This is a genomic window from Spirosoma rhododendri, from assembly GCF_012849055.1.
Classification (GTDB): domain Bacteria; phylum Bacteroidota; class Bacteroidia; order Cytophagales; family Spirosomataceae; genus Spirosoma; species Spirosoma rhododendri.
Map to the genome: position 1 here is coordinate 3,122,982 of NZ_CP051677.1, position 19,431 is coordinate 3,142,412.

Below are 19,431 nucleotides of genomic sequence, written 5' to 3' on the forward strand. Positions count from 1 at the left end.
AACCGCCCGGCGGCCCGGCTTAGACCATAAACGTTGAACTCAACTCATGGCTTCCCCGGTGAAAATTCTGGTGCTGCGATTTTCGTCGATTGGCGACATCGTCCTGACGACGCCCGTGATGCGTTGCCTGAAACAGCAACTGCCGGACGCGGAGGTGCACTTCTGCACGAAACGGGCGTTTCAGACGCTTGTCGAGACTAATCCGTACATCGATAAGATTCATTACCTCGACGGGGGGCTGAGCGAACTGCTGGCCCAACTGCGTCCCGAACGCTTCGATTACATTATTGACCTGCACAACAACCTGCGTACCCGGATGATTAAGCTGGGCCTGCTGGGCGTGAAAGCATACAGTTTCGACAAGCTTAATCTGCGCAAGTACCTGTACGTCCGCTGGAAAGTCAACGCCATGCCCGACGTCCATATCGTTGATCGGTACATGGACACCGTCCGGCCGCTGGGGGTTATCAACGACGAGAACGGACTGGATTATTTCATTCCCTACAAAGATCAGATCGAGCCTGAGTGGCTTCCCGCCACCCACCGCGCCGACTACGTAGCCTACGCCATCGGTGGGCAGCACGCAACCAAGAAGCTACCCGTGCCGCGCATGATCGAACTGTGCCGCCGGATCAACTACCCGGTGGTGCTGCTGGGCGGTAAGGAAGACCGCGCGGCTGGTGCCGAGATCGAACAGGCGCTGGGCAGCGGGCTGATCTACAACGCCTGCGGGCAGTACAACCTGAATCAGTCGGCGTCACTGCTACAGCGGGCGCGGGTGGTGTTCAGCCACGATACGGGCCTGATGCACATCGCAGCTGCGCTCAAAAAGAAAGTGTATTCGATCTGGGGAAACACCACACCCCAGTTGGGCATGTACCCGTACAAGACCAATTACGTCGTGCTGGAAAAGACCGGACTCGGTTGTCGCCCCTGCTCTAAAATCGGCTTCGACGCCTGCCCGCTCGGCCACTTCAAGTGCATGAACGAACTGCCCCTCGACTTCGAAATGCGGGATCTGCGGACGAAAAAGAATTTTTAGGGGGTGGTGTCAGGTAGCGGTTCCTGATCACAGCTGGGCCGTTTCTCCTTTGTCAGTGGGCTGTTATCAATGGATTGGATCAGGCTAACCTGTCGAAGATGAACAGTAAAATTCGGAAGATAAAGAACCTTCGGCTCTTTCTGCTGGAGCAGATTGCTGGTTTGTCCACCAAGCAACTGAACGCAGTACGGGTGATGTCCAACAATAATATCATCTGGAACATAGCGCATCTGATTGCGGCCCAGTAAAGTCTGTGTTACATCCGGGCTGGTTTGCCGATCACGGTAGATGATGCCTATCTGGTGCCTTTTCTTCCTGCTACAAAGCCCGAGCGGATGATCGATGAGCCCGAAATTGCAACGATCAAAGAGCTATTCATCTCGTCGATCGACAGGCTTCAGGCTGACTTCGATGAGCAAAAGTTTGTGAACTATTCACCGTCTAAGTGGGTCGCTACCAAATACGGAGTCGATGTGATGAACATCGACGAGGCACTCGATTTTCTGCTGTACCACGAAGGGTATCACTGCGGCTATATCCTTGCCCTGCGTCACCTTGTCTGACGCTCAGTTCAGCCGCAGCACCCCACCACTGGCATAAATTAGTTTGCCGCCTGGTGAGATCGTAATGCGTCGAGCCTGCCCGGAGGGGGTTGGTTGCTGGGCGGGCGGCAGTGAAATTACGTGCTCGATGGTGACGGCGTCGCCCGTTGCCGGTACGCGGTTTACCGACCACACCGCCGGGTCAGTCCAGGGGCCGTTCTGGACCGTTTTGACGACGTCACTGATCGATCCTATAGCCAACTGATAGTCTTCAGCTTCGCCGTACTCATAACTGCCGCAGGGGTCGGTTGGGTTGTCGGCGCTGACGGCCACCGAAATAATTCGCAGCGAAACCCGGCCGGGCGATACCGTCGGGGGGATGGTCAGGCTACCCGTGACAACGGCGGTAGTCGACGCTGGTGTCTGGTAAACCTGTTCGCCGGGGTCGCTGAACGAACCGTTGCGGTTGAAGTCGGCCCAGATCGTCAGGCGCATGGCATTGACGCGGTTGATCGGGCTGATCGCAAACGGGTAGCTACGCCCCGCCGTGAGCGAGGGAACCACCGTCGCAGACTGGCTAAACCCCGACGCTGCACAACCGGAGTTCTGGCTCAGCACCCGACTGTCGATCGTAACCCCGCCTATACCTGTCAGATACCGTTGGCACCCATACGCGTAGTCAGGCCGGCAGACGGGTGTCGCGATGCTGGTCACATTGCTCCAGCTACCGGTACTGTTAGACGACCGCAGCCGATAAAAAACTGTCGTGGCCGACGGCGCGTGCCCATCAACGAACGTCGTCGCGTTTGGGCCGACACCCCCGATACACACAAAATCGGCTGGATTACCGGTAACGGACCGTTCGATAAAGTACCCCATTTCGTTGCTGTTCCAGTCGGTCCAGGAGAGGGTTACCTGCCCGCTGACAATGGCAGCCGACAGGTCGGTCACGGGTGCTGCATCAGTCGACGGTGCCGTGAGTGAGTAGGCCGTGTGGGTTTGGCGAAGCGTCAGTCCATCCATAATCCGCCGGTACTGCCCCGGCGTCAGGTCGTGGGTACAGGGGAAGAAGTACGACATGATATTGGTCGGGGAGGGGCGATACTGCGCGTTGGTCCCGGATTCGGTGAACGTGCAGTTATAAACCGATGGACAACCCGATACGCAGTCTGGACCGGCATCCGGGAATTGCGGCCAGCCTGTGGGGTCGGCCGGGGTGTCGCAGACCAGATCGCCCGCCGACTTGCAGTTGCCGCCTGATACCTGCTCGTAGCCGTTGCTGGTGTCGAAGGTGTGGATCAGGTTGAAGATATGGCCTAGTTCGTGCGGAATCAGCCGGTTGCCCAGATCGTCGTCGCTGCCCACCCGGATAAATGACTGTGTCGAGCGAACGTCGTTGGCCGGAAAGTACGAATAGCCCCCCATTCCGGGATTGCTGAAGGCCTGAATGTAATACAGATTCAGGGCGTTGGCCGCGTTGCGGGTGGCTATTACGCTTTCGCTGGCCCCGCTCTCAAACGACGCATACAGCGCATCATCGTCTACGTAATCGGGGGTAGTTCCCGCAAAGAAAAACTGAATGCCAGCGGGTTTATAGTACCGGTTGGTCAGGGCAATCACATTGTTCAGGCTGGTCAGGCTGTAGCCGCCGGTACCGTCGGAACGCCGGAGGATGTGCGGCCGAATGGGTACATACGTGATGCCGGTGGGTGCGCTGGCATCGGCCTGCCGCTGGGCCACGGCCTGAGCCGCGGCTCCCTCAAGAAGTTTGCGCTGCGCCGGTGTCAGGGAAACGGTGCCGCACAGAATACGGGCCGTGTCGGGTAATACCTGCCCCCAGGCTGAACGGAGTGTTGCGACAAACAGGAGTAGCCACCAGCCAGCTTTCATACGTATAGGTTAGGGAAGCTACGCGAAAGGGCTACGGCTGTCGGAGCCATCACACGAGCAGTACCCGCATAACCACAATGTTCATACCGATTGCGTATCGGGCTGACCGTTGACCGTGAGCTGAAATACGTCGGGGCGGGCGTAGTGGCCGATTGGGTCGAAGTCGAGCTTACTTTTGGCGAGCAGGCTGAAATCGAGGTCGGCGACGAGCAACCCTTCCTGATTCCAGAGTGGCCCGGCCAGCACCTCACCCAGCGGAGAGATAATCACGCTGCCGCCCCGGCTCATCACGTCGGGTTCGTCGGTGAGGTCGGGCTGGTAGCGGTCGGGGTAATCGCTTTTGCGGACAAACTGATTGCTGGCCAGTACGAAGCAGCGGCCTTCCAGCGCGATATGCTGCATGGTAGCCTGCCACGAGTCGCGGGCGTCGGCAGTGGGGCAAGGTAAATCTCGACGCCCTTCTGATACAGCGCCGTGCGGGCCAGTGGCATGTAATTTTCCCAGCAGATCAGCCCGCCGATGCGCCCCAGTTCGGTCTGGTAACTAACCAGCGTGCTGCCGTCGCTTTCGCCCCAGATATACCGCTCCAGCCCGGTTGGTTTCAGCTTGCGGTGTTTGCCCAGCAGGGTGCCATCCGGCCCGAAATACAACAGCGCGCAATGGAGCGTTCCGCCGATGGGTTCGCGCTCGGTCACGCCCAGCCCCACAAACAGACCCGCTTTGCGAACGGCTTCGCTGATCCGGTCGACGGAGGGCGAAGGCACTTCGAGGCTGTTGGCCCAATAGTCGAGCCATTGGTCGCGGCCCCGGTCCGTCCGGCGACCAACAATCGCGTCGAACGTTAGCCCGCGCGGGTAGCAGGGGATAAACGATTCTGGAAACAACACCAGCTGACACCCCGCCTGCTTGGCCCGGTCGATCCAGTCGATAACGAGGTCGATGCTTTTTTCGCGGTCAAACAAAGCGGGCGTTGCCTGCACAACGCCAACGGTTACGGTTTTGAACTCCATGCTGTTGGTAATGGTCAGTTGGTGTGGCGATTACGAAGCAGAATCAGCTTGTAAGGCGTGGTTTGCAGTGCCTGCCGCAGGGTGGTTGGCATGGGTGTTGGCGAGTAAGACACCTGCCCTAGTACAAGGTCCATATCCCCATCCCGATCGATATCCATTTTTTCCAGCGTCAGCGACTTAATCGGGACAGGGGTTTGCGCTACGTGCGCCACAAACCGGTACCGGTCGGCTTTCTTATTTTCCAGATACACAAAGCTCTCTGCCGCCAGCGTACTCAGTTCCGGGAAAAACGACGAAACCGCAAAGTCAATGTCGCCGTCCTGATCGAAATCGTCGGCCTGTAGGCGTGTCGCGCCGTAAATCGGGTAAAAGAATGCGCTGGTAAACGTCTGATCGCGGTTGCCCAGATACAGCCGCAGCCCGTGAAACGCTTTTGAACTGTAGGAATAATCGGCGTTGTCGCCATGAACAAGGGCAATGTCGTCGATCCCGTCGCGGTTATAATCCAGCAAGACAAAATCGCTGGTGCCGTACTGCGGCTCGAACTGAAGCACTTTTTTTGCAGTGAACGTCAGGTTGTCGCCCTGAAAAAAAATGTATACTGACTCCAGATTCTGGGCAAACAGGGCGACGATGTCTTTCTTATGGTCGCCGTTCATGTCGCGTACGTAGAACTTTACCGCCCCCGGTGCATCGAAAATGATTTGTTTCGTGCGGGTTGAATCGGTGCGGGATCGCTGGCGGTAGAGGGAAAGCGAACCGGTGTGGTAGCCGAAACTGGCCGTAATCAGTTCGGGTATACCATCATTGTCGAGGTCGTCGGTCTGCGAATAAACCGGCCGATGTAACTGGCCCTGCTGCGCAACCAGCTTATCGTTCTGGATAGAAAATACGGTTCCTTTGGGCAGGTTCGACGGTAGCAATGTGCCAATGTCGGTCAACAGCAACTGGCCTGCACTGGTGTGTATATCAACTACGGTTGCGGGCAGGTTGTAGTTGTTGACGAGGGTGGCCGGCCATTTCCAGCTGTACAGTTTGTTGGGCTCCGCGACCCATAGCTGCTGGTTGAGCGAATCGTAATGAAGCGCCGTAACGGTGGCACCCGGTTCGTTACTCAACTGAACCGGGACGACTGTAAACTGATCGAGTGCGTGGTCGCGCTGGGCCCGGCTGGAGTCGACAGGTAGTCTGGTGGGGGCTGTTTCGGTGTAATAATCAACGAGTTGCTGCCAGGTAGCTTCGTCGACAACGGGTTTGTCAGGGTAGATGTGTTGCTGCGCCAGGGCGTCCGTTTCGTCGGTGGTCAGGTTGCTGTACGGGTCGTAGTTCCCGTACTGAATGCCCATGTACCGGGCCATTACCGGCAGCACGTGCAGTTGCCAGGTGAATTTGGTCAGACTTTTGGGGTCTGGCACCAGATGGCACGTGCCACAGTAGGTGTCAGCCAGTTGTTTGCCTGAACTGGCCGGATGACTACGGAACGACAAAAAACCGACCGTCAGGAATGCCGCCAGGGTAATCAGAATATACGTCGAACCTTTCATCGGGTGGGTGGAGAATGCAGGGTTCTCTACGGATCATAACGTTTTCCAGACTGGAAACGCGTCGCCCTGTTTGAACTCCGACTGGTCGGCGGGCAGTTCCATGAATGCGTTGGCGTCGAGTAGATTGGCGAAGTCGGCCGAGCCCGAGCCGGGCAGGGGGTGGGCCAGCAACCGCCCGTCGGGTTCGTTCGTCAGCCGAACCGACAGGAAATGGGTCAGCGCCGGGCGGAAGGTGTAGGATGTCGCGAGTTGGGCGTAAACCGGTTGTTCGGGCGTCAGTCCCAGCGATGCCCGCAGGTAAGGCATCACGTAGCGGTACGTGCACAGCACCGTCGAGACTGGGTTGCCGGGCAGGCCGAAGACCGTTTTGCCGTCGGGCGTCGTGCCGAACCACAGCGGTTTGCCGGGTCGCTGCTCGATTTTGTGGAACCGCTGTTCGACCCCCAGTCGCTGTAACACGCCCGGTACAAAATCAGCTTTCCCGGCCGATACGCCCCCGCTCAGCAGCAGCAGATCGTTTTCAGCCAGCAACTTACCGAGCCGCTCGGTCATCACATCCTCATCATCGACAATGCGGTGCATCGACGCCGAAATACCCAGCGATTTCAAAGCCGCCTGTAACAGATAAGTGTTCGACTGCCGAATCTGATAGGGCAGGGGCGTATCGCTCACGCCCACGAGTTCGTCGCCCGTCGAGATCAGGGCGACGCGGGGCAGGGCCGAAACGGTCAGCGTTGCTTGCCCAACCGACGCGGCAACGGCAATTTCGGCTGGGCCGATCAGCGTACCAACGGACAGCAGTTCGTCGTCCGCCCGGCGGTCGGTGGCTTGGTGGTGTACGTTCTGTTGATTTTGTATATCGCTGATCTGTACCGTGGCCTGCCCGTCGGCAATGCTGATGTCTTCGTAGCGAATCACCGTGTCGGCACCCACCGGCAGCATGGCCCCGGTCATCACTTCCAGGCAGCTATCAGCGTCGGTTAGTGTCTGCTGGGGTTGCCCCGCCCGCTGCATACCAGCGACCCGAAAGGTACGGGGACTGTCGGCAGGCTGACTGGCGAAATCGGCAAAGCGAATGGCGATACCATCCATCGCGACGCGGTCGAAAGGAGGAAAATCACGGTCGGCGTGGACGGCCTGCCGCAGCACCCGGCCCCCGGCGTCGGCCAGTGAAACAGATTCGGTCGGCAGCGACAGGCGGCATTGCAGCACCAGTTCGGTGGCCTGAGCAGCAGTAAGCATACGATACAGTCGATAGGAAACAGTGAAAACTAACCCACGAATGTCGAACTTCGGCGCGACGAAACCGCCGTCAGGCGGGTTTAAAGTTTCGGGTTCAACGTTTAAAGTTCAACGTTGTTCTGCCTGGACTATGAACCTTTAACAGTAAACACCAAACTTTGAACTAAACGAATGAACTCATTCTCCCACATAAGCCCCGAAGGCGACCCGGCAATGGTCGACGTGGGCGCTAAGGCCATTAGCCGCCGGACCGCCCGCGCCCGCAGCGTGGTCGTGCTCAACGACGAAATTATGGCGCATTTCGCCGGTCAGGATATTGCGACGAAGAAAGGGCCGGTGTTTCAGACCGCGATCATTGCCGGAACAATGGCCGCCAAACGCACCGACTCGCTGATTCCGCTGTGCCATTCGCTGGGGCTCGACAACTGCCGCATCACGATCCATACGGAGGGCCTGACCGCCGTTGTCGAGTGCACGGTGTCGACGGAGGGCAAGACGGGGGTGGAGATGGAAGCCCTCGTTGGCGCATCTGTCGCGGCCCTGACCATCTACGATATGTGCAAAGCGTTTTCGCACGACATTGTGATTCAGGAAACGAAACTGATGGAAAAAACCGGTGGCAAACGCGATTTCAACCGAGACAAATAACCCAATCGACAGCTCTGTTCCGCCAATCAACGGGCTGGTGCTAATTGGTGGGCGCAGCCTGCGGATGGGTGCAGACAAAGCCGGTCTCGTGTACCACGGCAAGCCCCAGCGCGAACACCTCACCGACCTGCTGCGACCTTACTGCCAGACGGTTTACTGGTCGGTCAACGCGGAGCAATTCGACGCTTTGCAGCAGTCACCCGTACCGCTATTACTCGACGTCGAGAACCCACGACCGGGACCACTGAACGGCATTCTGGCGGCCCTCAACCACGACCCCGCGTCGGCCTGGCTAATCGTGGCCTGCGATATGCCCCTGCTGACCGACCGGTCGCTGCGGGCGCTGGTCGCCGGGCGCAACCCGACCTGCATGGCGACGGCCTTCTACGATACTGATGGACAGTTTCCCGAACCGCTGCTCTGCATCTGGGAACCCGCCAGCGGGCCCATCGTCCGCGACGCCTTCGGCCGGGGCATGGTGTCGCCCCGTAAGCTGCTGATGCTGAACCCAACGGAACTGCTGCCCGCTCCCGACCTGCGAGAGCTGACCAACATCAACAGCCCCGACGAACGTAGCGAACTGGGTCTTTGAAACAAGCCGCCGGGATCGCTGTTGTTTGTGAACAAACACCTGATCAATGGCTTCTTTTCGCTCCTGGCTGGTCACGGCCGGTTCACTCCTGTTGGGCACAGCTGCCACGGCGCAGCGTGCCGACCCACCACCGACACTACGCGACTTCAGCGAGCAGCGCATTCGCCACCAGAAAACGCTGGGCTACGCGCTGGGCGGGTACGCACTCGCGAACATTGCCGTTGGGGCTATTGCAGCCGGGCAGACGCAGGGCGAAACCAAAGCCTTCCACCAGATGAACGTTTACTGGAATCTGGTGAATCTGGGCATTGCGGGGGCGGCTGCTTTCAGCCAGCGGAAGCAGTCGGGCGAAGGCGAAACGCTGGCGCAGGCCGTCCGACAGCACGAAAACATGAAGCAGGTGCTGCTGGTCAACGTCGGCCTCGACGTGGCGTATATCATGGGCGGACTGTATCTGCGGCAGCGGGGCCTGACCAACGAACTAAACGGGTTGGCGAACAAAGCCGCGCGGCAGCAGGGTTACGGCACGTCGATTATGGTGCAGGGTGGCTTTCTGTTCGCCTTCGATCTGGTCAACTACCTGATTTTCAAACGTCGGGGCGACCGACAGGAAGAGCAACTGATTCAGGCCACCTCGTCTGGAGTGGGGCTTATCCTGCCGATTCGGTAGCATGAACCAATCGATAATGGCCACTGTTTTGCGGTAATTTACAAATCGCTACGCAGCCATGCAGTTGAATACGAGTCATGTATTTCAATCGTTTGTCGATCAGGCAATCGATGTGTTACGACGGGATACCGAAATGCTGGCGCTGGCCGTTGGCGGATCGTGGACGACCGCCCGGATGGATACATTTTCTGACCTTGATCTGGTACTGGTCAGCACGCGGCCCATCGCTCCCAATCTGGCGAGAATGCGGGCGGTGGCCGATAAACTGGGCGTCATGCTGAGTGCTTTCCGGGGCGATCATGTGGGGGAGCCGCGTTTGTTGATTGCGCTGTATGATAATCCGCTACTGCATGTCGATATTAAGTTTCTCACCACTCCCGAATGCTATGATCGGGTAGAAGACCCGGTCGTCGTATGGGAGCGGGATCGTATTCTGACCAATATCATCCAGCAATCGTCGGCTTATTATCCCGGGGTTGATTTTACGTGGATCGAGGACCGATTCTGGATATGGGTACACTATGCCCTGCTCAAGATTGGCCGTGGTGAATACTTTGAAGCCCTCGATTTTCTGTCGTTTCTACGAAGCCGGGTCATTGGTCCGCTCATCCAACTCAAAAATGGTCAACTGCCGAATGGGGTGCGCCGGATCGAGATGACGGCTACGGCTGATGACCTGGAAAACCTGCGTCAGACCGTCGCTACGCCCACTTACATATCACTTGTCGACAGTCTGAAGGCCAGTATTCGATTGTACACAGACCTACGTAATTTGCTGGCTCCCGCAGACTGTAAACCGAATCAGGAAGCCCGCCAGGCCGTCGAGCAATACATGAACAAGCAACTTGAGAGCACACATAATGCAGTTAACACCACAGAAAACTGACGACGATTTTTTGCGCGAAGCGATTCAATTGGCCCGCGATGGCATGATGACCGGGCAAGGTGGTCCGTTTGGGGCGGTGATCGTGAAGAACGGGGAGATCGTGGGTAAGGGTAGTAATCAGGTGACGTCGACCAACGACCCGACGGCTCATGCCGAGGTGGTTGCCATTCGTGATGCCTGTCAGCGGCTGGGTACGTTTCAACTTGAGGGCTGTACGCTCTACGCGTCCTGCGAGCCCTGCCCGATGTGTCTGGGAGCCATTTATTGGTCGCGTCCCGACCGGATCGTGTACGGATCGTTTCATTCCGATGCCGCCGGGGCCGGGTTCGACGATCAGTTTATTTACGAAGAGATTGAAAAACCGCGCGATGAGCGGCACATCCCGATGCAGCAAACACTGCGCAATGAGGCCAACGCCGTGTTCCGGGAGTGGGTCGCCCTCGACAAGCGAATTCTATACTAGGGGCCTTGAAAACCCGGCCGAATGAAGTCGGTAAAATGCCGTACTTTTGCTCCATTAAATCTGAACAACAAACCAACATTAACCCTTCCGACTATGCCTGGAATGGAGTTTTTCGGTGACGCCGAACGCAAGGAAATCAACGATGTGCTGGAAACGGGTATCCTGTTTCGCTATAACCACGAAGCACTGCGCAACGATATTTATAAAGCCCGCGAGTTTGAGGCCGAAGTGGCCAAATTAGTCGGCGCAAAATACGCTCACGCTGTGTCGAGTGGGTCGACAGCCGCTTTGGTAGCGATGGCAGCTGCCGGTATCGGAGCGGGCGACGAAGTCATCGTACCGCCGTTTACTTATATCGCCACCATCGAGGCCGTGCTCATGATCGGTGCGTTGCCTGTCTTTGCCGACATCGACGATACGCTTTGCCTGAGTGCCGAAGGTATTCGCAACGCCATCACGCCAAAAACGAAAGGTGTTTGTCTGGTCCACATGTGCGGGCAAATGGCCGACATGGACGCAATCATGCAGGTCATCAACGAGCATAATCTGGTGCTGGTTGAAGATGCTGGTCAGGCGATGGGCGCGAGCTATAAAGGTATCTGCACCGGTCTGTTTGGTAAAACGGGTGCGTACTCGTTCGACTTCTTCAAAATCGCGACGGCGGGTGAAGGCGGTATCATGGTCACGAACGACGAAACGGCCTACAAACATGCCGACTCGTATTCCGACCACGGCCACGACCACATTGGCAGCAACCGGGGCATGGAGCAGCACCCAATTCTGGGCTTCAACTATCGCATCAGCGAACTGCACGCGGCCGTTGGGCTGGTACAGACGCGCCGGGTGCCGGAAATTATCGAGAAAAATAACGTCCACAAAAAGCAACTGATGGCCACGCTGGGCGAAATACCGGGCGTATCGTTTGCCCGCATTCCCGATGCAGACGGCGATTCGGCTACGTTCCTGAACATGCTGCTGCCCGACACGGAATCGGCTGCGCGTGTGGTAACTGAGTTGAACGCGGCTGGTGTGGGCGGCTTCAACTACTGGTACACCAATATGTACCACTTTATCAATCAGTGGGACCACATCAAGCAGATGCGGACGGCTTCGGCCCTGCCCATCGAGAAGTTCGGTGCCCCGCAGGATTACAGCAACCTCGACGTGCCCGGCGCGCAGCAGACCATCGGCCGACTGATTTCATTTGGCGTCCGCGCCACCTGGACAAGCGAGGAAGTAGCCGCGCTGGCCGAAAAAATCGGTGCCGCCGTAACGAAAGCGATGTCTGTAGAAGCGTAAGATGCCGACGCTGTTTATTCACGCGGGGTTACGCTTTTTCTTTGTCATGTTCGATTTACTAAACGAGCCGTTTCACGTACACGTTGGCGATAAAGGAAAGCGGTTGTGTAAATATTGGATTTTCGCCGACGGAAGTTTTGAACTGGCTGACAACAGTGGCTTCCGGAAGCGCGAATTAAATGACATTGAAGCAACGTTAATCGAACAGATGCGATCAATTCAGGAAGCTTATGGAACCTACTGCGCAAAAAATAACATCGCTGTTAACTACCGGACAAAGCGCACTATCTGATGAAGTAAAAATCAGTGAGTTGCCCGAATTAGTGAACGTTTGGGTTGACGAGCAACGAGTGCACTTTGATCTTGCTGATGGGCGTTTGATTGCCTGGCCAATTACCTGGTCGCCGTTACTGACGAATGCCAGCTCCGAACAGCGGCAGCAATTTACGTTTTCGGCGTACCATGTGTTCTGGGATGATATCGATGAAATCGTTGGCGTGAAAAATATTCTGTACCCACCGGCTCAACTGGCTGCGTAAGCAAGTTAGCTGATGGATCACTAATCAGTAAGATGCATAAAAATTTTAAAGGCGTTGAAAAGACCGTCTACGGACGGGGAAGTTTCAATCAGCTTGACGATATTCTGGCTCCGGTGCGGGCCGAAAACAACCAGTACTTCGTGTTTCTGGTCGACAATTATTTCAAAGGTAAGCCGCTCGAAAATCGCGTGCCCGCCCACGACCATGACCTGGTGTATTACATCAGCGTCGAAGAGCACGAGCCAACGACCGAACAGATCGACAGTCTCCGCGACGAGATTCTGGCGCAGAAAGGACTGCCATCGGGCGTCGTCGGGATCGGTGGCGGCAGCATCATGGACATTGCTAAAGCGCTTTCGCTGATGCTGACCAATGAAGGCTCATCGACGCTGTATCAGGGTTTGAATCTGATCAAGAAGCCGGGCATCTACCACGCGGGTGTTCCGACAATTTCGGGGACCGGCGCGGAAGTGTCGATGACCGCTGTATTAACCGGGCCGGAGAAAAAGCTTGGTCTCAAGTGCGAGTGGACGGTGTTTAATCAGATCGTGCTTGATCCTGAACTGATCGCGTCGGTGCCGCGCAACTGGTGGTTCTACACCGGCATGGACACATACATTCACTGCATCGAATCGGAGAATGGGCGGTTGAATAATGCCTATTCACACGCCTATGCCGAGCAGTCGATGAAGCTGTGCCGGGACATTTATCTGGGCGAAAACTCGGGTCAGACGCCGGAGAATGACGATAAACTGATGGTGGCGTCGCTGATGGGTGGCCTGAGCCTGACGTACTCGGAAGTGGGCGTTTGCCACGCGCTGAGCTACGGACTGTCGAAGATTCTGGGTATGCGCCACTGCTACGCCAACTGCATCGCGATGAACCATCTGGAAGACTTTTATCCGGAAGGGGTGAAGGAGTTCAAAGAGATGGTGGCGTACCATCAGATCGACCTGCCGCAGGGGCTATCGAACGACTGGAGCGACGATATTCTGACGCAAATGGCGCACGTTTCGTATGGCCTGCCGCACATGTGGCTGCACGCCATCGGCGACAACTGGCAGGAAGTCATCACCATCGACTCGCTGAAAGACCTGTTCCGGCGGATGTAAGGTTGAGGTTGAAAGTAGTCTGAAAAAAGCTTTCAAATGCTTTTTGTCATCCCGACGTAGGAGGGATCTTCGGTAGCAGGCGATTCTTCTTGCTACTATCGAAGATCCCTCCTACGTCGGGATGACAAAAAGAAATACGTTGACATAGAACAACAGACAACTCCCCTAACTGGTTGTTGAAAACTTGCCGACCCAGTTACTGGCGGCTTAATTAATTTTGTTATGTCTCAGAAAATCGTTCGCGTTGGCGACATCGAATGCGGGTCGGATGAGTTGTTTCTCATCTCGGGGCCGTGCGTTATTGAAGACGAAAAAATCATGATGACTGTGGCTGAGCAGCTTCGCGAAATTCAGGAGCGCGTCGGCATCAAGATCATCTATAAATCGTCGTTTCAGAAGGATAACCGGTCGAGCCTGAACTACTACAATGGCCCCGGTCTGGAAAAAGGCATTCAGATACTGGCGAAAGTAAAAGAGCAGTTCGGTTTCACCCTGCTGACCGACGTGCACTACCCCGATCAGTGCGCTGCGGTAGCCGATGTGATCGACGTGATTCAGATTCCGGCTTACCTCTGTATGCAGACGATGCTGGTGACAGCAGCGGCCAAGACCGGCCGGGTGGTCAACGTAAAGCACGGGCAGTTTCTGGCACCGGAAAATATGAAGCACCCGGTGAAGAAAATTGAAGATTCGGGCAACGATCAGATTATTCTGACCGAGCGCGGTTTTACGTTCGGCTATAACGATCTGGTGGTCGACCCTCGTTCGTTCTACCACATGGCCCGTACGGGATACCCCGTCGTGTTCGACGTTACCCACGCGATTCGGAAGTACGGTATCCCGTCGGCCGATGCGAAGGGTGGTGCTCGCGAGTACCTGCCCGTACTGGCCCGCGCCGGTGTCGCTGCCGGTGTCGACGGTCTGTTCGTCGAAACGCACACCTGCCCCTCGGAGGCACTTTGCGATGCTGCCAGCCAACTCGACATCAAGTATCTGGAGGAGTTCCTGAAGCCGCTGCTCGAACTGCATGCAGTGGAAGTGAAATACCGGAACACCCTACCCGAACTGGCGTAATATACCAGGCATAGCCGGTGTAGTGTAGCTTGGTGTTTTGTGTAGCTTGGACGTCTACGTCCGGGCGGACGCGAAGCGGCCTGTTAGCTGCCGCCTGCAAAAGTTGGCCTGACGGCCACCCGGACGTGGACGTCCAGGCTACACGTCGTACAAGCATAAAGAGTTAATGAATCATACCGAACAAACGTTTACCACGCTGGGCGGGCAATTTGTAACGCCCGTCGATGCCCTGACCGAGAAGCTGCGTGCCGTGAAAGCGGTCGTGTTCGACTGGGATGGGGTGTTTAACGATGGGGTTAAGACGGGGTCGGGGAGCAGCAGTTTCAGCGAAGTCGATTCGATGGGTACGAACCTGCTGCGCTTCGGTTTCTGGCTGCATCACGGCGGTCAGTTGCCCGTGGTCGCCATCATCACCGGCGTTATCAACGAGCTGGCCGATGCGCTCGTCCGGCGGGAGCATTTTCACGCGTGCTACTCGCAGGCCAAGCACAAAGTCGACGTGCTGAAGCATTTGCTGGATCAGCACGGACTGCAACCCCGCGAAGTCGCGTTTTTCTTCGACGATGCCCTCGATTTGTCGGTGGCGGAAGTAGCGGGTGTACGGGTGATGGTACGTCGGCGGGCGAACCCGTTGCTGACGGATTACGTCGTGCGGCATGGACTGGTCGACTACCTGACGGGTTGTGAAAGCGGGCAGTGGGCCGTGCGCGAAGGCTGCGAAATGATGCTCGGCCTGCTCGGTCAGTTCGATACGGTGATGAATGAGCGGCTGCGCTACAAACCCGTTTACGACCGGTACTACGCCCAACGGCAGGCCATCGAACCCACATACTGGACCGTTGGCCCCGACGGACCGATTCAAAAATAGAGCCGGTATACGGCTTACAGTAGTCGGTTTACGGTGATGAACTGCCGTAGCCATTGGCTGTAAACCGAAAACCGTATACCGAAAACTATAAACCGAAAACTGACAATGATCGTCGGCATTATTCCCGCCCGTTACGGCTCGACCCGCTTTCCCGGCAAACCCCTGACCGACATCGGCGGTAAGCCCATGATTCAGCGGGTGCTGGAGCAGGCGCAGAAAGCACACCGGCTCGATGCTGTCTTCGTGGCAACCGACGACGAGCGGATTGTCGCGGCTGTGGAAGCGGCTGGTGGGCGCGCCGTGATGACCCGTACGGAATTGCCAAGCGGTACAGACCGGTGTCAGGAAGCCTATCGCAAGCTGGTTGACGATGGTACCTTGCCCGACGATCCGGCCAATTACATTGTCAACGTACAGGGCGACGAGCCGTTTCTGAACCCCGATCAGATCGATGGGTTGGCGGCCGTGCTGGACGGATCGGTGGAACTGGCAACGCAGATGGCCCCGGTTGAATCGGCTGAAGTGCTGCTGAGTGCGAGCGAGGTGAAAATCATCATGAACGCCCGGCAGGAAGCTCTTTACTTCAGTCGGCAGCCGATTCCGTACCTGCGCGGTGTTGATCCGATGAACTGGCATCAGCACCACACCTACCACCGGCACGTGGGCTTGTACGCCTACCGCGCCGACATCCTTGACAAGATCACCCAGCTACCCATTTCGTCGCTCGAACAGGCCGAATCGCTGGAGCAACTCCGGTGGTTGGAAGCGGGTTTCTGCATCAAACTAGTCGAAACGGCCCACACCGCGCAGGCCGTCGATGAGCCCGACGACGTCGAAAAAGCCCTCCGCAGCGCACTGTGAGCGGGTTTCGGGTTCAATGTTTCACGTTTAAGGTTTACCACGTACGAAACGCGAATACAGAAGCCGCAACGTTAAACTTTGAACCGTAAACGTTAAACCAAACGAATGTCCTCCCATCACGTTGTTCGCGAGAAACAGGAACCGGCACTGCTGATTGCCAATGGCGAAGCGTGTCAGCCGGAACTACTGGGGCAACTGCTGGAGTGGAGCCCGACGGTGGTGGTGCTCGACAGTGCCATCTGGCGCGTGTTCGACCTGGGGATCAAAGTCGATGTGCTGCTCGGCGATTTCGACCGTAACCTCGACCTCGACACCATCCGGGCGCACCAGTACCCGCTGGAGATTGTTCATGCACCCGATCAGAACAAGACCGACCTCGATAAAGGAATCGAACTACTCATCGAGCGGGGGTACCCGGCGGTGAATATCGTCTGGGCGACGGGTCGCCGGGCCGATCATAGCATCACGAACATGACGAGTCTGGTGCGCTACAAAGACCGTATCCGGCCCGTTATGTACGACGATCATTCCAAAATTTTCCCGCTCGTCGGGCGGTACGAAAAGTGGTACGCAGCCGGTACGCCCATCTCGCTGATTCCCGTTGGTACCGTGTCGGGTATCGTTACGGAAGGGCTCACGTACAATCTGGGTGATGAAACGCTGACATTAGGCTACCGCACCGGCAGCAGCAACGAAGCCGCACAGGACGGCTTTGTCCGTATCGAAGCCAAAACCGGCGACCTGCTTATCATGGAGTGCTGGGATTAATCCAGTCCGAAAATAGGGTTGTGGGCGATGCGCTGATTGCTTACTGCGCTCGGACAACGGACTGACTGATGCCCGACGAAGGCCAGATATGGCGAAGTTTGCGGCTCAGGTTTGCCTGCGGTAATAATTGCAGCCACGAACAGACGATCAACAGCGCCCAGATGGGGCGGACAATCTGGCGAAGGTGCGCCGACGCACTAACCCATAACAGAGCGGCCGTTAGCAGACAGAACGTAGCGGGGGCCATCAGTCGAAGATTCGGGCCGCTGAAGGGGCTGATGGTACGTATCGCAAACAGCGCAAGCAGGTAGGTAATCCCCACAATCAGAAACAGGCGACTCAGCGCATTAATAGGCGGTCTGGATTCTAACTCCCGCGTGAAAGAGCGCCAGCGGGTGTACAAACCGGCCATCAGGATGGTTTGCAGCCCCAGCCCGGCCCAGGCCAGCACCGCCGATTGACCGGGGACAAAATCGCGGATAAACAGCACCTCGTTGAGCAGCGATCGGCCAAACAGCTGGGTCAGGACAAGGGCCGATTCGGTCGGGAGAAAACGCTCACCCCCAAACAGCGATCCGGCCATGTGGTTGTTTAATTGGAAATAAGCACGAATGCCTGACATGACCGCCAGCGAGCAAATCATCAGCCGGTGAAGGCCCCACTCGCCAATTGTCAGTCGGACGGTCTGTTGCAGCCGCGCCCGGTTCAGCCACCCAACGCCTACCAGTAGCCCCGTCAGGACGATGACATAGCCACCCACGTAACGTACCAGAAACAAAGCGCAACTGACCAGAAACAAACGGGTCAGGTGCCAGCTGGTGGGGTCGGGCAGGAATCGGAACAAGCACCAGACCCACTCGGCCAGTATGACCAGAAAAACCGTTTCGGACCAGGTCGACGCGAGTATCTTTAGGAAACTACCCAGCCACCAGACCGACAGCGTCCATATTGTCCGGGTTGTACCGATCCGGTGCATCCAGGCGAAGGCAGACAGGCTCACTGCCAGCAGATTGACGAGTTTCGACGCCCACAGGACGGGCAGAGTCGTCAGAAACGAAAGCAGGGCGACGAGTGCCGAATAACCAATGGGAAAGATGCCGTTCCAGACCACCCGATTCCCTTCATTGATAACGTACCCTTTCCCGTTGAGCAGGTTGGTTGCCGATTGCAGATAATACCCCGAATCGATACTGGTAAATCGGTTTGGGTTGAGGGCGCATAGCCCCAGTGTCAGCCCGCTGGTCAGGAGTAATAAATAAGTGAGTGGACGTGGATGGCTCATGGTTGCAGGATCAGACGACCCGTAAGCGGTACGGCCAGCGTCGGTGAGTCGGTTGCGTCGATGCGGAAAATATACGATCCGACGGGTAAACGGGTACCGTGGGCATCGGCACCGTCCCACACCCACTCGTTCAGCCCGATACGCCCGGCCACGGTCAGCGTCCGGACCGTCCGGCCCGTCAGATCCTGGATGCGCAGCGTTGCCGTGCTGGGCGGTGTCTGGCCGGATAGCAGCAGCGAAATACGAGTCTGGCGCCCAAACGGGTTAGGGTAAGCCGTGGCCGCGCGTGGCTCGGGCTGCGTCTGCACGGTGAAATGAATCTGGTAGGGAGCCGCCTGATTGCCGCTCAGGTCGCTGCCCCGCACCTCGAAGGTGTACAAGCCATCGGGCAGGGGCGTGGGCGGCTGGTAGTGAAGCTGAAACGCATTATCGGCTCCGGCGGCTGTCCAGCTTACTGTGGAACCGCGCAGACTTAACCGTTCGTAGGGGCAGCTCGCCGATGTACAGGGGCGTTGCAGGTACAGCTCCAGATTGGTTGTGTCGGTGCGGAGCAGGCGGGTGTTATCGTCCCGAAGCAGCACATCGACGCGGGGCTGTGGCGAAACGATATCGCCGTCGGTGATGTGGAGTCCGTCGAACGAAACGTCGAGAATAGGGGCGATCTGATCGGGGGTGAACGGTAAACCACTCGCCGGGCCAGCAGAACTGATCTCCGCCCGATTGTTTGCTTTCGATGACTCCGTTATGCGGTCGTCGGGGTCGAGTAGAAGCTCGAAATAAGCGGGGCCAGTGGTGGTTTTTTCATTTGGCAGCACCCAGCGCAGGGTATCGGCGTAAAGCGGAGCCGGGCGGGTAAAGCGTTGTTCCCGAATAAGTTGCCCCGCTGCTGTATACCGCCGGATACGCACGGACAGGGGTATGTTTGTCGTGCGGCCGTAATTGGCTATGATACCCGCTAGCACTACTGAGTCGGAGCGCGCGGTCAGCGAATCGCCCCGGTTGCCGGTCAGGCGCAGGCTGCCGGGCAGGATCGCCAGGTCGGGCCGGGCAAACGGAAAAACGGCCACGGCCGGGTCGCCCTGTAGCGTCAGTTGCTGGG

The 19,431-nt window shown here is 57.2% G+C and carries 21 protein-coding genes and 1 pseudogene; 16 read left to right on the top strand and 6 right to left on the bottom strand.

Annotation, left to right across the window (positions count from 1 at the left end):
• The first annotated feature begins 46 nt into the window (after positions 1–46).
• The 3 genes from HH216_RS12900 to HH216_RS12910 all read left to right on the top strand — a co-directional run bounded on the left by HH216_RS12900 (position 47) and on the right by HH216_RS12910 (position 1,605).
• Positions 47–1,042: a glycosyltransferase family 9 protein gene (locus HH216_RS12900; RefSeq protein ID WP_169551177.1), complete on the top strand. Its 996-nt coding sequence runs from the start codon at positions 47–49 to the stop codon at positions 1,040–1,042.
• 98 nt (positions 1,043–1,140) lie between these two features.
• On the top strand, positions 1,141–1,290 hold the full coding sequence (locus tag HH216_RS12905; RefSeq protein ID WP_169551178.1) for a DinB family protein: 150 nt from the start codon (positions 1,141–1,143) through the stop codon (positions 1,288–1,290).
• 24 nt (positions 1,291–1,314) lie between these two features.
• Entirely contained in the window at positions 1,315–1,605 is a 291-nt protein-coding gene (locus tag HH216_RS12910; protein ID WP_169551179.1) for a DinB family protein, read from the top strand.
• Between the two features lie 3 nt (positions 1,606–1,608).
• Here HH216_RS12910 and HH216_RS12915 read toward each other — a convergent pair whose 3' ends face one another.
• From HH216_RS12915 to HH216_RS12930, 4 genes and pseudogenes are all read right to left on the bottom strand, one after another.
• On the bottom strand, positions 1,609–3,474 hold the full coding sequence (locus HH216_RS12915; protein ID WP_169551180.1) for a GEVED domain-containing protein: 1,866 nt from the start codon (positions 3,472–3,474) through the stop codon (positions 1,609–1,611).
• A gap of 81 nt (positions 3,475–3,555) precedes the next feature.
• Positions 3,556–4,484 (bottom strand): annotated as a pseudogene (locus tag HH216_RS12920) (carbon-nitrogen hydrolase family protein).
• A 14-nt stretch (positions 4,485–4,498) separates the two neighbouring features.
• On the bottom strand, positions 4,499–6,028 hold the full coding sequence (locus HH216_RS12925; RefSeq protein WP_169551181.1) for an FG-GAP repeat domain-containing protein: 1,530 nt from the start codon (positions 6,026–6,028) through the stop codon (positions 4,499–4,501).
• Between the two features lie 33 nt (positions 6,029–6,061).
• Positions 6,062–7,270 (bottom strand): molybdopterin molybdotransferase MoeA, encoded by a 1,209-nt coding sequence (locus HH216_RS12930; protein WP_169551182.1) that lies wholly within the window; start codon positions 7,268–7,270, stop codon positions 6,062–6,064.
• A gap of 171 nt (positions 7,271–7,441) precedes the next feature.
• Between HH216_RS12930 and moaC the strand changes: the two genes are divergently transcribed.
• The 13 genes from moaC (at position 7,442) to HH216_RS12995 (ending at position 17,050) form a co-directional block, all read left to right on the top strand.
• A complete protein-coding gene (moaC, locus tag HH216_RS12935) occupies positions 7,442–7,918 on the top strand; it encodes a cyclic pyranopterin monophosphate synthase MoaC (protein WP_169551183.1) in 477 nt (158 codons plus the stop codon).
• Entirely contained in the window at positions 7,887–8,510 is a 624-nt protein-coding gene (locus tag HH216_RS12940; RefSeq protein WP_254448412.1) for an NTP transferase domain-containing protein, read from the top strand. The genes moaC and HH216_RS12940 overlap by 32 nt, the downstream gene beginning before the upstream one ends.
• Positions 8,511–8,556: 46 nt before the next feature.
• The gene (locus tag HH216_RS12945; RefSeq protein ID WP_169551184.1) at positions 8,557–9,180 is read left to right on the top strand and encodes a DUF6992 family protein; all 624 of its coding nucleotides are present in this window, start codon (positions 8,557–8,559) and stop codon (positions 9,178–9,180) included.
• Between the two features lie 58 nt (positions 9,181–9,238).
• Complete coding sequence (locus tag HH216_RS12950) at positions 9,239–10,066, top strand: nucleotidyltransferase domain-containing protein (RefSeq protein WP_169551185.1); 828 nt, start codon at positions 9,239–9,241, stop codon at positions 10,064–10,066.
• Positions 10,041–10,529: a nucleoside deaminase gene (locus HH216_RS12955; protein ID WP_169551186.1), complete on the top strand. Its 489-nt coding sequence runs from the start codon at positions 10,041–10,043 to the stop codon at positions 10,527–10,529. Before HH216_RS12950 ends, HH216_RS12955 begins: the two co-directional genes overlap by 26 nt.
• 93 nt (positions 10,530–10,622) lie before the next feature.
• Positions 10,623–11,828, top strand: coding sequence for a DegT/DnrJ/EryC1/StrS family aminotransferase (locus tag HH216_RS12960; RefSeq protein WP_254448413.1), 1,206 nt, complete (start codon positions 10,623–10,625; stop codon positions 11,826–11,828).
• A gap of 46 nt (positions 11,829–11,874) precedes the next feature.
• Positions 11,875–12,120, top strand: a complete 246-nt coding sequence (locus tag HH216_RS26875) for a DUF4160 domain-containing protein (RefSeq protein ID WP_169551187.1) — start codon at positions 11,875–11,877, stop codon at positions 12,118–12,120.
• Positions 12,059–12,367 carry a DUF2442 domain-containing protein gene (locus tag HH216_RS12970; RefSeq protein WP_169551188.1) on the top strand — a complete coding sequence of 103 codons (309 nt, stop codon included), beginning with the start codon at positions 12,059–12,061 and terminating at the stop codon, positions 12,365–12,367. Before HH216_RS26875 ends, HH216_RS12970 begins: the two co-directional genes overlap by 62 nt.
• 32 nt (positions 12,368–12,399) lie before the next feature.
• Positions 12,400–13,479: an iron-containing alcohol dehydrogenase family protein gene (locus HH216_RS12975; RefSeq protein WP_169551189.1), complete on the top strand. Its 1,080-nt coding sequence runs from the start codon at positions 12,400–12,402 to the stop codon at positions 13,477–13,479.
• A 222-nt stretch (positions 13,480–13,701) separates the two neighbouring features.
• Entirely contained in the window at positions 13,702–14,553 is an 852-nt protein-coding gene (gene kdsA, locus HH216_RS12980; protein WP_169551190.1) for a 3-deoxy-8-phosphooctulonate synthase, read from the top strand.
• A gap of 166 nt (positions 14,554–14,719) precedes the next feature.
• A complete protein-coding gene (locus HH216_RS12985) occupies positions 14,720–15,421 on the top strand; it encodes a phosphatase (protein ID WP_169551191.1) in 702 nt (233 codons plus the stop codon).
• 105 nt (positions 15,422–15,526) lie between these two features.
• The gene (kdsB, locus tag HH216_RS12990; protein WP_169551192.1) at positions 15,527–16,282 is read left to right on the top strand and encodes a 3-deoxy-manno-octulosonate cytidylyltransferase; all 756 of its coding nucleotides are present in this window, start codon (positions 15,527–15,529) and stop codon (positions 16,280–16,282) included.
• Positions 16,283–16,387: 105 nt separating this feature from the next.
• Positions 16,388–17,050, top strand: a complete 663-nt coding sequence (locus HH216_RS12995) for a thiamine diphosphokinase (protein ID WP_169551193.1) — start codon at positions 16,388–16,390, stop codon at positions 17,048–17,050.
• Between the two features lie 40 nt (positions 17,051–17,090).
• On the opposite strand, the gene HH216_RS13000 is transcribed toward HH216_RS12995, so the two are convergent.
• Both HH216_RS13000 and HH216_RS13005 read right to left on the bottom strand, forming a co-directional pair.
• Positions 17,091–18,332 carry a hypothetical protein gene (locus HH216_RS13000; protein WP_169551194.1) on the bottom strand — a complete coding sequence of 414 codons (1,242 nt, stop codon included), beginning with the start codon at positions 18,330–18,332 and terminating at the stop codon, positions 17,091–17,093.
• On the bottom strand, positions 18,329–19,399 hold the full coding sequence (locus tag HH216_RS13005) for a FlgD immunoglobulin-like domain containing protein (RefSeq protein WP_408641793.1): 1,071 nt from the start codon (positions 19,397–19,399) through the stop codon (positions 18,329–18,331). Before HH216_RS13005 ends, HH216_RS13000 begins: the two co-directional genes overlap by 4 nt.
• Positions 19,400–19,431: the final 32 nt, after the last annotated feature.

Excerpts from the sequence above, each read along its gene's own strand:
- HH216_RS12900 (WP_169551177.1), top strand. The coding sequence starts at position 47 with ATGGCTTCCCCGGTGAAAATTCTGGTGCTGCGATTTTCGTCGATTGGC.
- HH216_RS12945 (WP_169551184.1), top strand. The coding sequence starts at position 8,557 with ATGGCTTCTTTTCGCTCCTGGCTGGTCACGGCCGGTTCACTCCTGTTG.
- moaC (WP_169551183.1), top strand. The coding sequence starts at position 7,442 with ATGAACTCATTCTCCCACATAAGCCCCGAAGGCGACCCGGCAATGGTC.
- HH216_RS12915 (WP_169551180.1), bottom strand. The coding sequence starts at position 3,474 with ATGAAAGCTGGCTGGTGGCTACTCCTGTTTGTCGCAACACTCCGTTCA.
- HH216_RS13000 (WP_169551194.1), bottom strand. The coding sequence starts at position 18,332 with ATGAGCCATCCACGTCCACTCACTTATTTATTACTCCTGACCAGCGGG.
- HH216_RS12985 (WP_169551191.1), top strand. The coding sequence starts at position 14,720 with ATGAATCATACCGAACAAACGTTTACCACGCTGGGCGGGCAATTTGTA.
- HH216_RS12905 (WP_169551178.1), top strand. The coding sequence starts at position 1,141 with ATGAACAGTAAAATTCGGAAGATAAAGAACCTTCGGCTCTTTCTGCTG.
- HH216_RS12930 (WP_169551182.1), bottom strand. The coding sequence starts at position 7,270 with ATGCTTACTGCTGCTCAGGCCACCGAACTGGTGCTGCAATGCCGCCTG.
- HH216_RS12975 (WP_169551189.1), top strand. The coding sequence starts at position 12,400 with ATGCATAAAAATTTTAAAGGCGTTGAAAAGACCGTCTACGGACGGGGA.
- HH216_RS12995 (WP_169551193.1), top strand. The coding sequence starts at position 16,388 with ATGTCCTCCCATCACGTTGTTCGCGAGAAACAGGAACCGGCACTGCTG.
- HH216_RS12970 (WP_169551188.1), top strand. The coding sequence starts at position 12,059 with ATGGAACCTACTGCGCAAAAAATAACATCGCTGTTAACTACCGGACAA.
- HH216_RS12960 (WP_254448413.1), top strand. The coding sequence starts at position 10,623 with ATGCCTGGAATGGAGTTTTTCGGTGACGCCGAACGCAAGGAAATCAAC.
- kdsA (WP_169551190.1), top strand. The coding sequence starts at position 13,702 with ATGTCTCAGAAAATCGTTCGCGTTGGCGACATCGAATGCGGGTCGGAT.
- HH216_RS26875 (WP_169551187.1), top strand. The coding sequence starts at position 11,875 with ATGTTCGATTTACTAAACGAGCCGTTTCACGTACACGTTGGCGATAAA.
- HH216_RS12950 (WP_169551185.1), top strand. The coding sequence starts at position 9,239 with ATGCAGTTGAATACGAGTCATGTATTTCAATCGTTTGTCGATCAGGCA.
- kdsB (WP_169551192.1), top strand. The coding sequence starts at position 15,527 with ATGATCGTCGGCATTATTCCCGCCCGTTACGGCTCGACCCGCTTTCCC.
- HH216_RS12925 (WP_169551181.1), bottom strand. The coding sequence starts at position 6,028 with ATGAAAGGTTCGACGTATATTCTGATTACCCTGGCGGCATTCCTGACG.
- HH216_RS12955 (WP_169551186.1), top strand. The coding sequence starts at position 10,041 with ATGCAGTTAACACCACAGAAAACTGACGACGATTTTTTGCGCGAAGCG.